The sequence below is a fragment of the Streptomyces sp. NPDC046909 genome, assembly GCF_040644695.1.
Taxonomy (GTDB): domain Bacteria; phylum Actinomycetota; class Actinomycetes; order Streptomycetales; family Streptomycetaceae; genus Streptomyces.
The window spans coordinates 25,821-39,925 of sequence record NZ_JBEYXC010000032.1 but is presented as its reverse complement, the minus strand read 5'-3'; the positions used below and the strand labels follow the sequence as shown (position 1 = coordinate 39,925).

At 70.1% G+C, this 14,105-nt stretch carries 16 protein-coding genes and 1 riboswitch; of the genes, 8 read left to right on the top strand and 8 right to left on the bottom strand.

Annotation, left to right across the window (positions count from 1 at the left end):
* Window positions 1-6 precede the first annotated feature (6 nt).
* A riboswitch (glycine riboswitch) is annotated at window positions 7-110 on the top strand.
* A gap of 156 nt (window positions 111-266) precedes the next feature.
* The 5 genes from gcvT to ABZ928_RS51585 all read left to right on the top strand — a co-directional run bounded on the left by gcvT (window position 267) and on the right by ABZ928_RS51585 (window position 5,211).
* Window positions 267-1,385 (top strand): glycine cleavage system aminomethyltransferase GcvT, encoded by a 1,119-nt coding sequence (gene gcvT, locus ABZ928_RS51605; RefSeq protein ID WP_361536467.1) that lies wholly within the window; start codon window positions 267-269, stop codon window positions 1,383-1,385.
* 118 nt (window positions 1,386-1,503) lie between these two features.
* Window positions 1,504-1,881, top strand: coding sequence for a glycine cleavage system protein GcvH (gene gcvH / locus ABZ928_RS51600; protein WP_361536465.1), 378 nt, complete (start codon window positions 1,504-1,506; stop codon window positions 1,879-1,881).
* Between the two features lie 14 nt (window positions 1,882-1,895).
* The gene (gene glyA / locus ABZ928_RS51595; RefSeq protein WP_361536463.1) at window positions 1,896-3,158 is read left to right on the top strand and encodes a serine hydroxymethyltransferase; all 1,263 of its coding nucleotides are present in this window, start codon (window positions 1,896-1,898) and stop codon (window positions 3,156-3,158) included.
* Window positions 3,159-3,213: 55 nt separating this feature from the next.
* On the top strand, window positions 3,214-4,581 hold the full coding sequence (locus ABZ928_RS51590) for an L-serine ammonia-lyase (RefSeq protein ID WP_361536461.1): 1,368 nt from the start codon (window positions 3,214-3,216) through the stop codon (window positions 4,579-4,581).
* Window positions 4,582-4,653: 72 nt separating this feature from the next.
* Window positions 4,654-5,211, top strand: a complete 558-nt coding sequence (locus ABZ928_RS51585; protein WP_361536459.1) for a glycoside hydrolase family 25 protein — start codon at window positions 4,654-4,656, stop codon at window positions 5,209-5,211.
* A gap of 63 nt (window positions 5,212-5,274) precedes the next feature.
* On the opposite strand, the gene ABZ928_RS51580 is transcribed toward ABZ928_RS51585, so the two are convergent.
* Together ABZ928_RS51580 and ABZ928_RS51575 are read right to left on the bottom strand one after the other, a co-directional pair.
* The gene (locus ABZ928_RS51580) at window positions 5,275-5,937 is read right to left on the bottom strand and encodes an NAD(P)-binding domain-containing protein (RefSeq protein ID WP_361536457.1); all 663 of its coding nucleotides are present in this window, start codon (window positions 5,935-5,937) and stop codon (window positions 5,275-5,277) included.
* Window positions 5,938-6,020: 83 nt separating this feature from the next.
* A complete protein-coding gene (locus tag ABZ928_RS51575) occupies window positions 6,021-7,043 on the bottom strand; it encodes a zinc-dependent alcohol dehydrogenase family protein (RefSeq protein ID WP_361536455.1) in 1,023 nt (340 codons plus the stop codon).
* Between the two features lie 102 nt (window positions 7,044-7,145).
* Between ABZ928_RS51575 and ABZ928_RS51570 the strand changes: the two genes are divergently transcribed.
* Both ABZ928_RS51570 and ABZ928_RS51565 read left to right on the top strand, forming a co-directional pair.
* A complete protein-coding gene (locus tag ABZ928_RS51570; RefSeq protein ID WP_361536453.1) occupies window positions 7,146-8,066 on the top strand; it encodes an AraC family transcriptional regulator in 921 nt (306 codons plus the stop codon).
* A 59-nt stretch (window positions 8,067-8,125) separates the two neighbouring features.
* Window positions 8,126-8,515: a toll/interleukin-1 receptor domain-containing protein gene (locus tag ABZ928_RS51565; protein WP_361536451.1), complete on the top strand. Its 390-nt coding sequence runs from the start codon at window positions 8,126-8,128 to the stop codon at window positions 8,513-8,515.
* A gap of 384 nt (window positions 8,516-8,899) precedes the next feature.
* On the opposite strand, the gene ABZ928_RS51560 is transcribed toward ABZ928_RS51565, so the two are convergent.
* The gene (locus tag ABZ928_RS51560; protein WP_361536449.1) at window positions 8,900-9,112 is read right to left on the bottom strand and encodes an EF-hand domain-containing protein; all 213 of its coding nucleotides are present in this window, start codon (window positions 9,110-9,112) and stop codon (window positions 8,900-8,902) included.
* Between the two features lie 50 nt (window positions 9,113-9,162).
* On the bottom strand, window positions 9,163-10,080 hold the full coding sequence (locus ABZ928_RS51555; protein ID WP_361536447.1) for a MerR family transcriptional regulator: 918 nt from the start codon (window positions 10,078-10,080) through the stop codon (window positions 9,163-9,165).
* Between the two features lie 51 nt (window positions 10,081-10,131).
* Here ABZ928_RS51555 and ABZ928_RS51550 point away from each other — a divergent pair, with 51 nt between their 5' ends.
* Complete coding sequence (locus tag ABZ928_RS51550) at window positions 10,132-10,770, top strand: GNAT family N-acetyltransferase (RefSeq protein WP_361536445.1); 639 nt, start codon at window positions 10,132-10,134, stop codon at window positions 10,768-10,770.
* A gap of 4 nt (window positions 10,771-10,774) precedes the next feature.
* Here the strand turns inward: ABZ928_RS51550 and ABZ928_RS51545 are convergent, their stop codons facing one another.
* The 4 genes from ABZ928_RS51545 to ABZ928_RS51530 all read right to left on the bottom strand — a co-directional run bounded on the left by ABZ928_RS51545 (window position 10,775) and on the right by ABZ928_RS51530 (window position 14,057).
* Entirely contained in the window at window positions 10,775-11,368 is a 594-nt protein-coding gene (locus tag ABZ928_RS51545) for an ADP-ribosyltransferase (protein WP_361536443.1), read from the bottom strand.
* A 75-nt stretch (window positions 11,369-11,443) separates the two neighbouring features.
* Complete coding sequence (locus tag ABZ928_RS51540; RefSeq protein WP_361536441.1) at window positions 11,444-12,631, bottom strand: YncE family protein; 1,188 nt, start codon at window positions 12,629-12,631, stop codon at window positions 11,444-11,446.
* Complete coding sequence (locus ABZ928_RS51535; protein WP_361536439.1) at window positions 12,631-13,392, bottom strand: polysaccharide deacetylase family protein; 762 nt, start codon at window positions 13,390-13,392, stop codon at window positions 12,631-12,633. The genes ABZ928_RS51540 and ABZ928_RS51535 overlap by 1 nt, the downstream gene beginning before the upstream one ends.
* Window positions 13,393-13,448: 56 nt before the next feature.
* Complete coding sequence (locus tag ABZ928_RS51530; protein WP_361536527.1) at window positions 13,449-14,057, bottom strand: ATP-binding protein; 609 nt, start codon at window positions 14,055-14,057, stop codon at window positions 13,449-13,451.
* Window positions 14,058-14,105: the final 48 nt, after the last annotated feature.

Below are 14,105 nucleotides of genomic sequence, written 5' to 3'. Positions count from 1 at the left end.
GCCGTTTGAATCCGCGCGGGAGAGTCCCCAGCAGCATGTCTGGTCGCTGGGGCGCCGAAGGAGCAAGTCCCTCCCTTGAATCTCTCAGGCCCCGTTACCGCGCGGGCGAGGCACATCTGAAAAGCGGGTCACCGTTTCCGGTGGCTCCACCCAAGGTGCAAGCCAGGATCTTTCGACGATCATGGCGAACCTCTCAGGTTCCGATGACAGATGGGGAGGAACGACCTCGCCCGTCATGCCGTGGATCCCTGGGAGACGACCGTCCGATGAGCAGCACCGCACCCCGCCTGACCGCGCTCGATGCCCTGCATCGCGCGCTCGGCGCGACGATGACCGACTTCGCCGGCTGGGACATGCCCCTGCGCTACGGCTCCGAGCGCGACGAGCACAACGCCGTCCGCACGAAGGCCGGGCTCTTCGACCTCTCGCACATGGGCGAGATCACGGTCACGGGACCCCAGGCCGCCGCCCTGCTGAACTTCGCCCTGGTCGGCAACATCGCCTCCGTCGGCCTCGGCCGCGCCCGCTACACCATGATCTGCCGCGAGGACGGCGGCATCCTGGACGACCTGATCGTCTACCGGCTCGCGGAGACCGAGTACATGGTCGTCGCGAACGCCTCCAACGCCCAGGTCGTCCTCGACGCCCTCGTGGAGCGGTCCGCCGGCTTCGACGCCGAGGTGCGCGACGACCGGGACGCCTACGCGCTGATCGCCGTCCAGGGGCCGGAGTCCCCGGGGATCCTCAAGTCGCTCACCGACGCCGACCTCGACGGCCTGAAGTACTACGCCGGGCTGCCCGGCACGGTCGCCGGCGTCCCGGCGCTGATCGCCCGCACCGGTTACACCGGCGAGGACGGCTTCGAGCTGTTCGTGAAGCCCGAGCACGCGGTCGAGCTGTGGCGGGCGCTGACCAAGGCGGGCGAGGGCGTCGGCCTGATCCCCTGCGGTCTGTCCTGCCGGGACACCCTGCGCCTGGAGGCGGGCATGCCGCTGTACGGGCATGAGCTGAACACCTCGCTCACCCCCTTCGACGCGGGCCTCGGGCGCGTGGTGAAGTTCGAGAAGGAGGGCGACTTCGTCGGGCGCGAGGCGCTCGCCGAGGCCGCCGCCCGTGCCGAGACCGCGCCGCCGCGCGTCCTCGTCGGCCTGATCGCCGAGGGCCGCCGGGTCCCCCGCGCCGGGTACGCCGTCGTCGCCGACGGCCAGGTCATCGGCGAGGTCACCTCCGGCGCCCCCTCCCCCACGCTGGGCAAGCCGATCGCGATGGCGTACGTCGACGCCGCGCACTCCGCGCCGGGCACGTCCGGCGTCGGTGTGGACATCCGGGGCAGCCACGAACCGTACGAGGTCGTGGCTCTGCCGTTCTACAAGCGCCAGAAGTAGACACTGGACGCACGGTCGCGCGCCCGCGCGTGACCCTGCGCACATTTCCGCTGCTCACGCGTGTATCCAGCAGTCCCCCCTTCAACAGCACTCCCCCGCGTACAGGAGAATTCAGGCCATGAGCAACCCCCAGCAGCTGCGCTACAGCAAGGAGCACGAGTGGCTGTCGGGCGCCGAGGACGGCGTCTCGACGGTCGGCATCACGGAGCACGCGGCCAACGCGCTCGGCGATGTCGTCTTCGTGCAGCTCCCGGAGGTCGGTGACACGGTGACCGCGGGCGAGACCTGCGGCGAGCTGGAGTCGACCAAGTCGGTCAGCGATCTGTACTCCCCCGTCTCCGGTGAGGTCACCGAGGTCAACGAGGACGTCGCCAACGACCCGTCGCTGGTGAACTCCGCCCCCTTTGAGGGCGGCTGGCTGTTCAAGGTACGCGTCGCGGAGGAGCCGGCCGACCTCCTCTCCGCCGACGAGTACACCGCCTTTTCCGCCGGCTGAGGAGTCGTAGACGTATGTCCGTCCTGAACACGTCCCTGCACGAGCTCGACCCGGAGATCGCCGCCGCGGTCGACGCCGAGCTGAACCGCCAGCAGTCCACCCTCGAAATGATCGCGTCGGAGAACTTCGCTCCGCTCGCGGTCATGGAGGCGCAGGGCTCGGTGCTGACCAACAAGTACGCCGAGGGCTACCCGGGCCGCCGCTACTACGGCGGCTGTGAGCACGTCGACGTCGCCGAGCAGATCGCCATCGACCGGATCAAGGAGCTGTTCGGCGCCGAGTACGCCAACGTCCAGCCCCACTCCGGTGCCTCCGCCAACCAGGCGGCGCTGTTCGCGCTGGCCCAGCCCGGGGACACCATCCTCGGCCTGGACCTGGCGCACGGCGGTCACCTCACCCACGGGATGCGGCTGAACTTCTCCGGCAAGCAGTTCAACGTGGTCGCGTACCACGTGGACGACGCCGGTCTGGTCGACATGGCCGAGGTGGAGCGGCTCGCCAAGGAGCACCGCCCGAAGGTGATCATCGCGGGCTGGTCGGCGTACCCGCGCCAGCTGGACTTCGCGGAGTTCCGGCGGATCGCCGACGAGGTCGAGGCGTACCTGTGGGTGGACATGGCGCACTTCGCCGGTCTGGTCGCGGCGGGCCTGCACCCCAACCCGGTCGAGTACGCGGACGTGGTCACCTCCACGACCCACAAGACGCTGGGCGGCCCGCGCGGCGGCATCATCCTCGCCAAGCAGGCCTTCGCGAAGAAGCTGAACTCGTCCGTGTTCCCCGGCTTCCAGGGCGGCCCCCTGGAGCATGTGATCGCGGCGAAGGCGGTGTCCTTCAAGGTCGCGGCGAGCGAGGAGTTCAAGGAGCGCCAGCGGCGTACGGTGGAAGGTGCGCGGATCCTCGCCGAGCGTCTGACGGCCGCGGACGCCCGGGAGGCGGGTGTCAACGTCCTGTCCGGCGGCACCGACGTCCACCTCATCCTCGTCGACCTGCGCGAGTCCGAGCTGGACGGCCAGCAGGCCGAGGACCGTCTCCACGAGGTCGGCATCACGGTCAACCGCAACGCCGTCCCGAACGACCCGCGCCCGCCGATGGTGACGTCCGGTCTGCGCATCGGTACGCCGGCGCTGGCGACCCGCGGCTTCACGGCCGAGGACTTCGCCGAGGTCGCGGACGTGATCGCGGCGGCCCTGAAGCCGTCGTACGACGCCGAGTCCCTGAAGACCCGGGTCGAGGCGCTTGCCGCCAAGCACCCGCTGTACCCCGGTCTGAACAAGTAGTTCCCTGGTGGGGGCGCCCGACGACGTGTGCCCCCACCCTTTCTTAGGAGTTCCCGTGGCCATCTCGGTCTTCGACCTGTTCTCGATCGGCATCGGCCCGTCGAGCTCCCACACGGTCGGCCCGATGCGTGCGGCCCGCATGTTCGCCCGCCGTCTGCGCAACGAGGGCCTGCTCCCCTCCGTCGCCTCCGTCCGCGCCGAGCTCTACGGCTCCCTGGGCGCGACCGGCCACGGCCACGGCACCCCGAAGGCGGTACTGCTCGGTCTTGAGGGCGCGTCCCCTCGTACGGTCGACGTGGAGTCGGCGGACGACCGGGTGGAGGAGATCAAGAACGCGGGGCTCCTGAAGCTGCTGGGCGAGCGGGAGATCCCGTTCTCCTTCGACGACGACCTCGTCCTGCACCGCCGCAAGACCCTCGACTACCACGCGAACGGCATGACGATCTGGGCGTTCGACGCGGCGGGCGCGGAGCTCCTGTCGAAGACGTACTACTCGGTCGGCGGCGGTTTCGTGGTCGACGAGGACGCGGTGGGCGCGGACCGCATCAAACTCGACGACACGGTGTTGAAGTACCCCTTCCGCACGGGCGACGAGCTGCTGCGCCTGACCAAGGAGACCGGCCTGTCGATCTCCGCCCTGATGCTGGAGAACGAGCGCGCCTGGCGCACGGAGGACGAGATCCGCTCCGGGCTCCTCGACATCTGGCGGGTCATGCAGGCGTGCGTGTCCCGGGGCATGTCCCGCGAGGGCATCCTGCCGGGCGGCCTGCGGGTCAAGCGCCGCGCGGCGGTGACGGCCCGTCAACTCCGGGCGGAGGGCGACCCGTTGGCCCACGCCATGGAGTGGATCACGCTCTACGCGATGGCGGTGAACGAGGAGAACGCGGCGGGCGGCCGCGTCGTGACGGCCCCGACGAACGGCGCGGCCGGCATCATCCCGGCGGTCCTGCACTACTACATCAACTTCGTGCCGGGCGCCGACGAGGACGGCGTCGTCCGTTTCCTGCTGGCCGCCGGCGCCATCGGCATGCTCTTCAAGGAGAACGCCTCCATCTCCGGCGCCGAGGTCGGCTGCCAGGGCGAGGTCGGCTCGGCCTGCTCGATGGCGGCGGGCGCACTGGCGGAAGTCCTCGGCGGCTCCCCGGAGCAGGTCGAGAACGCGGCCGAGATCGGCATGGAACACAACCTCGGCCTGACCTGCGACCCGGTCGGCGGCCTCGTCCAGATCCCCTGCATCGAGCGCAACGGCATGGCGGCGGTGAAGGCGGTGACCGCGGCGCGGATGGCCATGCGGGGGGACGGGTCCCACAAGGTGTCCCTCGACAAGGTCATCAAGACCATGAAGGACACGGGCGCGGACATGAGCGTGAAGTACAAGGAGACGGCCCGGGGCGGGCTGGCGGTGAACATCATCGAGTGCTGAACGTTCCTGACGCGGCAACTGGGGCATACAACAACTCTCGTTACCCCACTGACGTTTCAGGGAGTCCCCCACATGCTGCGCGGCATAGACGTGAGCGCCTACCAGTCCTCCTCGTACGACACCGACGGCCTCTCCTTCGTCTTCATCAAGGCGACGGAGGGCCGCACCTACACCAACCCCAAACTGTCGGCCCAGACCAAGCGGGCCCGCGACGCCGGCCTGGTCGTCGGCTTCTACCACTTCCTCTGGCCGGGCAACCTCACCGCCCAGGCCGAGTACTTCGTCAGCAAGGCACCGGAACGGGCGGGCGACATCCTCGCCGTGGACTGGGAGACCACCGGTGAGGGGACGCATGCGAGCAACGCGGAGAAGGACCGGTTCATACGGAAGGTGAAGGAGCTCCGGCCGAACAACCGGGTCGTCCTCTACGCCAACCGGAACTACTGGTTGAACATCGACAGTACGTCGTACGCGGGCGACGGACTCTGGATCGCCGACTACGTGACCGCGGGCAAGCCCCGCATCAAGGCGAAGTGGCTGTTCCACCAGTACACCGACGACCCGTTGGACAAGGACGTGGCGAACTTCGCGAGCAAGACCGCCCTGCGCGAGTGGGCCGAGGGCGCCTGATCGTCAGGCGGGGTTGTCGGGCAGGCCGCATCCGCCGCTGAAGACGGTCCGACGCCCGTCGGCTCAGGCCCGGAACTCCGGCTTGCGTTCCGGGCTCGCCTCCGCCAGTGCCTTCGTGACCCCCGTGACCCCCTCCCGCAGCCCGTACACCGGCGTGTCCGGCTGCTGGCGCCAGGAGTCGTCGAGGCCGCCCGTGTCCACCGTGTCGAAGCCGAGTTCGTCGATGAGGGCGCGGACCTTCGCCTTGGCGGCCTCGTCGTCGCCCGCGACCGGGAGGGCCTGGCGGTCGGGGGTGCCGGCCGGGGCGTGGCGGTCGAGGATGTCCTGGGCGTAGGTGCCGTTGAAGGCCTTGATGACGGGGTGGTCGAGATGGCGTTCCGTCCAGCGGCTCTCCGTCAGGCCGTCGTCCTCGATCTCGGCGATGCGGCCGTCGCGCTGCTTGGGGTAGTAGTTGCCGGTGTCGATCACCGCGACCCCCTCCGCCGCCCCGTCGAGCACGCCCTTCGGCAGGTCCGGGATCGCCTTCAGGGGGATGGTGACGACGACGACCTCCGCGCCGCGTGCCGCTTCCTCCACCGGTACGGCCGTCGCACCCGTCTCCTTCGCCAGCTCGGTGAGCGTGTGCGGGCCGCGGGAGTTCGCGACGGAGACCTCGTGGCCGAGGGCGGTGAGCCGTCGGGTGAGGTTGCCGCCGATGTTTCCGGCGCCGATGATGCCGATCTTCATGACAGGCCCTTCAGGTCGATGCATGTGCATACGTCTGAGCAGCATCAACCGGGGCGGGGCGGCACCTATTCCGCGCCGCGGACTCAGAGTCGTACGACGATCTTTCCCGTGTGCCGGTTCGACTCCATCAGGCGGTGGGCGTCCCGGATGCGGTCCAGGCCGTCGAAGACCTCGGCCACGACCGGGCGGAACCCGCCGTCGGCCAGGCCCGCGTTGAGGAACGCCGTGGAGCGGCGGCGGCCGCCCGGGGTGGTGGTGAGGTTCATGTTGGCGTAGGTGTGGATGGTGAAGGGCCAGTTCCAGGGGATCTCGGCGGGGCGGCGGTCCAGCCAGCCGTACGCCACCACCGAGCCGCCCTCCGCGAGCGCCTCGGCCAGCGGGCGGAAGCCGGGGCCGCCGATCGCGTCGAAGATCACCTCGACGCCCCGGCCGCCGGTGAGCCGCCTGGCCTCCTTCGCCACCGCCTCGGCGCCTCCCTCACCCTCTCCTGCCGCGTTCTCCCCGGAGACGATCACCTCCGCCGCCCCCGCGTCCAGCAGCCCCTGCCGCTTCGCCTCCGTACGGGTCGTGACCAGCGGGATCGCTCCGATGCGGCGGGCCACCTGGATCGCCGCCGTGCCCACACCGCTGGAGGCGCCGGTGATCAGGACATGGTCGCCGGGCTCGAGACCGGCCGTCTCCAGGAGGGCGCCGTACGCGGTCGTGTACGTCAGCCAGGCCGCCGCGCCGGTCACGGCGTCCACGGACGCGGGGCGGGTCACCACCGCGGTCTCGGGCAGCACGACCCGTTCCGCGTACACACCCTGTGCGCTCATCTCGATGCCGGGCCCCGTCATCACCAGGTCCCCGACGGCGAGTTCGGTGACCCCCTCGCCGACCGCCTCCACGACACCGGAGGCCTCGTAGCCGAGCCGGGAGGCGGGGAGCGCGGGCTGGTAGTAGTAAGTGCCGGACCTGAAAAGGGCTTCGGCGCGGTTCAGGCCCAACGCCTCGACCCGGACAGCGACTTCGCCGCGGCCCGGCGCGGGTACGGCCACGTCCTCGATCCCCAGCACCTCGGGTCCGCCAATTTCATGAAAGAGCACTGTACGTGCGGTAGTTGACATGCCGTCCACGCTAGGAGCCGGATCGGAGACGATCCATGTCCGCCGGTCTTCCTTTCCTGTCCGTTCGTCTCCCTCCCCCAACTCCCGGCTACCGTGGTGGACATGGACGTACTCAGCGACGCCATCGCCGCGATGCGCACCGGGCGGCCGCACTCGGGCCGGCGGGACAAGTTCGCGCCCTGGGGGATGCGGATCGAGGACTCGGAGGGCGCCGGGTTCCATGTGGTGCTGCGGGGGTCGGCCTGGCTGCTGCCCTCGGCTGGCGAGGCGGTGGCGCTGGCGCCGGGGGACGTGGTGTTCCTGGCGCACGGGCGGGGATACGCGCTGACCAGCGGGCCGGGCGTGGAGCCGGAGGTCGTACGGTTCCAGCCGGACGGGAGTCCGCCCGAACCGCCCTCCCCCGCACGGGACTCCGTGCCGGACACAGTGCTCCTGTGCGGCGCCTACTGGCTCGACCGCAGCCGTGCGCACCCCCTCCTCTCCGAGCTCCCGGAGGTGGTCCATCTGCCCGCCAAGCTCGGCGCCCATCAGTCGCTGCGGGCGGCCGTGGAACTGCTGGGCACGGAGCTGGAGGAGCCGCAACCAGGCTCGGACACCATCGTCGCCTCGCTCCTGGACACCCTGCTGCTCTACATCCTGCGCGCCTGGTGGCAGGGCGAGGCGCGCGCCGAAGGGCACCCCACCGGGTGGGCCGCCGCGCTCGCCGACCCCGCGGTGACGGCGGCGCTGCAAGCCATCCACGCCGCGCCCGACCACCCCTGGACGGTCGAGGAACTCGGCGCCCACGGCGGCCTGTCCCGCGCGGCCTTCGCCCGGCGGTTCACCGCGCTCGTGGGGCGCCCGCCCCTGGCGTATCTGACCTGGTGGCGCATGACGACGGCCGGCCGGCTGCTCCGCGAGGCCGATCTGCCCCTCCGCCATGTCGCCCAACGCACCGGCTACACCTCGGAGTTCGCCTTCGCCAAGGCCTTCAAGCGGGAGTACGGGGTGGCGCCGGGGCAGTACCGGAGGAAGGCCTCCTAGGCCGCGACAGAGAGTCCGCGGAGTCCGTCGAAGTCGAAGGGGATCAGGGAGCGCGTCTGATGGCGAATGTCTTCGTCAGTCACCGGAAGCAGGACTCGTCCCTGGCCGAACGGCTCGCGCGGGACATCCGCGCGGCCGGGCACACCGTTTGGCTCGACGAAGACGTCATCGGCGTGGGCGACTCCGTCGTCGGAGAGATCAACGACGGGCTGACCGGGACCACTTATCTCGTCCTCTGCTACTCCGACGCACCGGACGGTGTCCTCAGCCCCTGGACGTCCCGCGAGTGGATGACCGCGCTCCACCGCCAGCTGGAAGGCCACGGCGTACGGCTCCTGCCGGTACGGTTCGGTGGGTCGCCGCCCTCCATCCTCGTCGACCTCAAGTACGCGGACCTGACGAAGGATTGGGACGCCGGAGTCGCTCAACTGCTGAAGGCGATCGGTTGATCCACTGAGCCGCTGATCCGGGGGGTGCGCGAAGGAACCGCTGCTCAGGCTCATGAAGGAGCGCTCACTCGAACCACCGTCACTCGTGGTGGCCGCTCTCGCCTCGCTCGAAACGGACGGTCACACCCGGAAACTGCTGTCCCAGGACCTTGACGGCGGGCTCCCCGCTCGTGACCCGGCACAAGAAATCGATGAGGAGGCACTCCCGAGGATCAGCGAAGCCACACAACTCCCCGTAGAAGAAGTCCGCGCCCGCTACGAAGCCCTCGCCGAGCGCTACCCCCTGAAACTCGCCTGGCTCCCCCGTCAGCGCCAACGGCCAACGGCCAACGAAAAAGGGGCGCCCGGCGTGATCCCACCCGCCGGACGCCCCTCCCCCTGACGTCACTTGGCCAGGTACGCCCAGAACTCGTCGAACGACAGCACCTTGTCGCCGTTCAGGTCGCGGGTCTTGATGATCGCCTCGGCGACCGACTCGGTGACGTTCCAGTCGCCTTCCTGGGCGAGGGCGGTCTTGAACTCGGCAGCGGTGATGAAGCCGTCACCGTCCGTGTCGATCCGCTCGAAGTCCTTGCGTGCCTCGTCGATGTCGGCCACCGATCCGCCCCTTTTCGTCGTACCTTGCTGGCTTGTTGCCGGAGGTCAGGTTAACCGGCCGTCCGAGCGCGCAGCGCGGCGACCACCCAGGTGAACTCCTCCTCGTACGACGGCTGGGGTTCGAGGCCGTTCACGACGGCCGACAGCTCGCGGTACCGGGCGAGCCGCAGGTTCGTTCCCGCCTCCAGACGCTTGAGCACCTCGGCCCGGTCGGCGTCCCCGAGCAGACCGGCCAGCAGTTCGTCCGCCTCCGGCGCCTCGGGGGCGAGCCCTCGCCGCCGTGCCTCCCCCGCCAGCTGGACGAGCCTGCTCATGAACCACAGAGACGTCCCGGCGGGGACGTCGGGCCCCCGGTCCGCCGCGTTGAACTCGATCGCCCTGCGCATCAGCGCCCGGAACTCCGGGTCCTGGATGAGTTCGGCCAGTTCCACCCACGCGTCCACCTGCTCGGGACTGGGGTCGTCCGGCAGATTGACGGCCCCGGCGAACCGCAGCCGGGTCCGGATGTCGGGATCCGCCGTGTCGAGCCCCTCGAAGATCTCCGCCATGAAGTCCTCGACGATCCTGCGCCGCTCTGCGGCGGACAGCCGCGCCAGCTTGTTCATCAGTGTCATCTCCTCCGCGGTCGACCCGCGTCGCGCAACGGTCGACAGCACCGCCCGGGTCACCTTCAGCGAGCGGATCTGCGCGTCCAGCGCCACCACGTGCGCCGCCGCGACCTCCGCGACCGTCCGCTCCCCGTCCAGCACCTTGCGTACGTCCGCCAGGCCGAGGCCCAGCTCGCGCAGGGTGCGGATCAGTTCCAGACGGGCGGCGGACTCCGCGTCGTACAGGCGGTAGCCGCCGGCCGAGCGGGTCACGGGGACGAGTACGCCCTCGTCGGACCAGTAGCGGATGGTCCGTACGGTCAGGCCCGTCGACCTCGCCAGCTCGCCGATGGTGAAAAGTCCGGTGCCGTCGTCGATCATGTGTGTGAGTGTGGGCCTTCCAGTGGGTGGAGACTCAAGGAGCGGTGCGCGATGGAGACCTTGCGGGAGATTCTCGACGCCGCCGCCCGCGGTGTCTTCCCGCCACCGGACGGCCGTACGACCGTCGTACCGCAGGCTTCCGCCCGGGACGCGGGCGTGCTCGCGTTCACCGCGCACTCGGTCGTCTTCACGGACGAGGACCCGGAGTGGGTGTACGAGACTCTGGCGGCCGTGGAGTGCGATCCGCTGGCCGTGACGATGAACCCACGGTTCCTGGCGGCCTTCATGGCGCGGACGGGGCGTACGGCCGAGACGATCGACGCGATGTTCGTGGGCTCGCCCCTGCCGGGACGGCCGCCCCTCGCGCTGGAGGAGATCAAGGACGCCGAGCACCCGCGCATCACATACGCCCGCAACCGCCGTGACGACGTACGGGCCTGGACGACCGACGGCGGGGTGCTCGTCACCGGGCGCGGGATCGGCGGGCGCCTTGAGGTCTCGCTGGAGGTCGACGAGGCCGTACGGCACCGGGGGCTGGGGCGTCTGCTCGTGACCGCCGCCCGGCATCTCGTCGAGGAACCGCTGTGGGCCCAGGTCGCCCCGGGGAACGCCCGCAGCACGCGGGCGTTCCAGGCAGCCGGTTACCGTCCCGTGGGCGCGGAGGCGCTGCTGCTCAAAGTCGACGCCTGACCTCTCAGTGCCACGCCTCGAAGTGCGGGTTGCTCTGGCAGCCGCTCATGATCTCGGTCTTGGTGGTCTTGTTCACCGGGCAGACGCCGATGATGTACTTCCGGGCGATGCCGCCGGGGAAGGCCACCTCGACCTGGTCGGCCCATTTGTGGGTGTCGCCGATGGTCTTGTTGACGTCCACGCCGCCGGGGGCGTCGATGTAGTAGTTGTAGCCCGACTTCCACCACGTCTTGTACAGGTCGTGGTCGTAGGTCGTGGAGACGTACGGGGAGGGCTGGTTGACCAGGACGTACTTCTCGATGTCGTACTGGCCGTTCACCACGTCCTTGGGCTTGAAGCCCTCCGCGAAGACGATCTCGGGGCCGCGGCCGTCGCTGCGGTAGAGGGTGCCGCAGCTCTTGCGCCAGACCGGCTCGGGGGTGATGCGGCCGACGTCGACGGTGCGGTCGACGGCGGCCTTGACGGGATCGTCGAACTGGACCTTGCAGTCGGGGGTCGTGGGGGCCTTCGAGGGCGCGGTGGCCGCCGTGGTGGCGAAGACGGCGGCGAGGGACAGGACGGCGGCAGCGGCACGCCGCCGCAGGTGAGTGGTGATCATGGGAGCACAATCCCGGCCGGGTCCGGGCGGGTTGGGGATCTTCACTCGTGCGGCGGCGTGTCAACTGACCGAAGATCAGCGGAAGATGCCCGTGTGGCCGAGCGAGTACCGGCCCGGCTGCGGATACACCGCGAGCCCGTGCGGGCCGCTGCCCACCGGGATGCGGGCCAGTTGCTCGCCGGTGCGGGTGTCGATGGCGTACACCTCGGCGTTGTAGCGCCCGGACAGCCACAGGACCTTGCCGTCGGCCGAGACGCCGCCCATGTCGGGGCTGCCGCCGTCGGGCAGGTGCCACTTCCTGGCGACCTTGTTCTGCGCGAAGTCCCAGACGGAGATGGTGCCTTCACCCCGGTTGGAGACGTACATCTCGCGCGAGTCCCGGCTGACGTAGAGGCCGTGGGTGCCCTTGCCGGTGGGGATCAGCTTCGGCTTGTCGAACGTGGCGCCGTCCAGGACCCACATGCCGTCGGCCATCATGTCGGCGACGTAGAACCGCTTCCCGTCGGGCGAGATCTTCACGTCCTGCGGCATGGCCCCGTCGAAGGGGAGCTTCTGCTGCCCGACGACCTTCATCTTCTCGGTGTCGACCTTGAGCAGTTCGCCGCTGAACTCGCAGGAGACGATGAAGTACTTGCCGTCCAGGGAGAAGTCGGCGTGGTTGACGCCGTAGCAGGTGACCGGGACGGTCTTCTTCCGGTCCATGGTGTGCGGGTCGCGGAAGACGAGTTCGCGGTCGAGGGAGGCCATGACGACGGCGTACTTGCCGTTGGGCGTGAAGTAGAGGTTGTACGGGTCGTGCACCTCGACCGGCTTGCCCGCCTTCCCCGTCTTCGGGTCGATGGGGGTGAGCGTGTGGCCGCGGTTGTTGTTGACCCAGAGGGTCTTCATGTCCCAGGAGGGGACGACGTGTTGGGGCTGCCGGCCGACGTGGATCGTCTCCACGATCTCGTACGTCTTCGGGTCGATGACGGAGACCGTGTCGGACTCGGTGTTGGGGACGTAGACGCGGCTGGGGAAGTCCTTGACCACCGGGGACAGCCGGCCCGGGCGGTCGGCCGCGTACACGTCCTTCGGGTCGAGGACCGGCGGCATCCCGGGCAGCCCCTGGACCGGCCGTTTCTTGGGCGGCGCGGGGACGGCGGCCTGGGTGGCGCGGTGCTTGGTCGAGGCCTGGTCGTGGGTTTCGGTGCCGCAGGCGGCGAGGGCGGTGAGAGCGGTGAGTACGGCGCTCGCGGCCAGGGTGTGCTTCACAAGGCGGTGCATCAGCTGAACAGCTCCGTGGTGGTCACCGCGGCCAGACCGCGGCGGTCGAGTTCTTCCAGTACGGCGGGGAGGGCGGCGACCGTGTCGGCGTACCCGAAGTGCAGGCTCACCACGGACCCGTTGCGGATCTCGCCGAGTACCTTGCGGGACACGGCGGGGGCGCCGGGCGAGGTGAAGTCGAGGGAATCGACGTCGTACGACAGCACGTTCGGGTAGCCGGCCCGGCGGGCCAGCCGTTCAACGAGCGGTGAGGCGCGGGCGGCACGCGAGGGCCGGAACCAGCTGCCGATGGAGCCGGTGAGCCGCCGCAGCCGCTGGGCGCAGCCCTCGATCTCGGCGCGGGCCTCGGCCTCGGACATGTCGTTGACGCCGAGGTGGTGGAGGGTGTGGTTGCCGAGGTCATGGCCGCCGTCGAGGATGCGGCGGGCGATCTCCGGGTGCTCGTCGAGCCAGGTGCCGACGGCGAGCACGGTGATGCGGGCGCCGCCCTGTTCGGCCTCGCGGAGGAGGGCGCGGGCGGTGGCGGGGTCGCCGTTGCCGTGGAAGGTGAGGGCGACACGGGGGTGGGTGCGGGGGCCGTGGGTGAGCTGGGTGGGGAGGCCGGGGAGGTGGCGGGGGCCGGGCGCCGGCGGCGGCTGGGCGGGGGCGCTGGAGTGGACGGGGTGGGCGACGGCACCGCTCGCGGCACACCCGGTGGTGAACGCGAGCCCGGCGGTCGCGCGGAGCACGGCCCGACGATCGGTAGTGGTCACTCGCCCCATTTAAGGGGGATTGGTGGCGAAAATTCCTGATTGAGCCGTTCGACGGCCCTACCGGATCAGCGGTCCGCGACCCGCATCTCGAACCACGTCGTCTTCCCCCGCGGCAGCAGATCCACGCCCCACCGGTCGGACAGCTTGTCCACCAGGAACAGCCCCCGCCCGCTGATGTCCATCTCCTGAACCGGCATCAGACACGGCAGCCCGCGCGACGGATCACGCACCTCGACCCGGATCCACCCCCGCCGCCGCCGCATCCGCAGCCCGAACACCCGCGCCCCCGTGTGCCGTACGGCATTGCCCACGAGCTCGGAGACGAGTAAGACGGCGTCCTCGGTCATCTTCGGGGTGAGGCCCCAGTGCCGCAGGACCACGACCTGGGTCAGCCGGCGGGCGGTCGCCGCGGACTCGGGGCGGGAAGGGAGCGGAACCTCCGCCTCCGTCGGGTTGCCGAACAACTCCAGCGCCTTCAGCGCGTGTTCGTCCTCGACCGTGGGCGACCAGCGCGCCGCGGTCGCACGGCCGTGTCCCCGCGGCTGTTCGATACCCTCCAGCCCCGCCATGCCCCCATCATGGCCGCACCGCACGCCTTCCGGGGCCCTCTCTACGGAATACGCCCCCCGGAATCCACCATTCCGCTGGTTCCGATCGGCATATGCCACTGGCAGTTCGGTGCTCGCTGCAACCCCTCCGACCTGCGGCGGAGGCTCGATCGG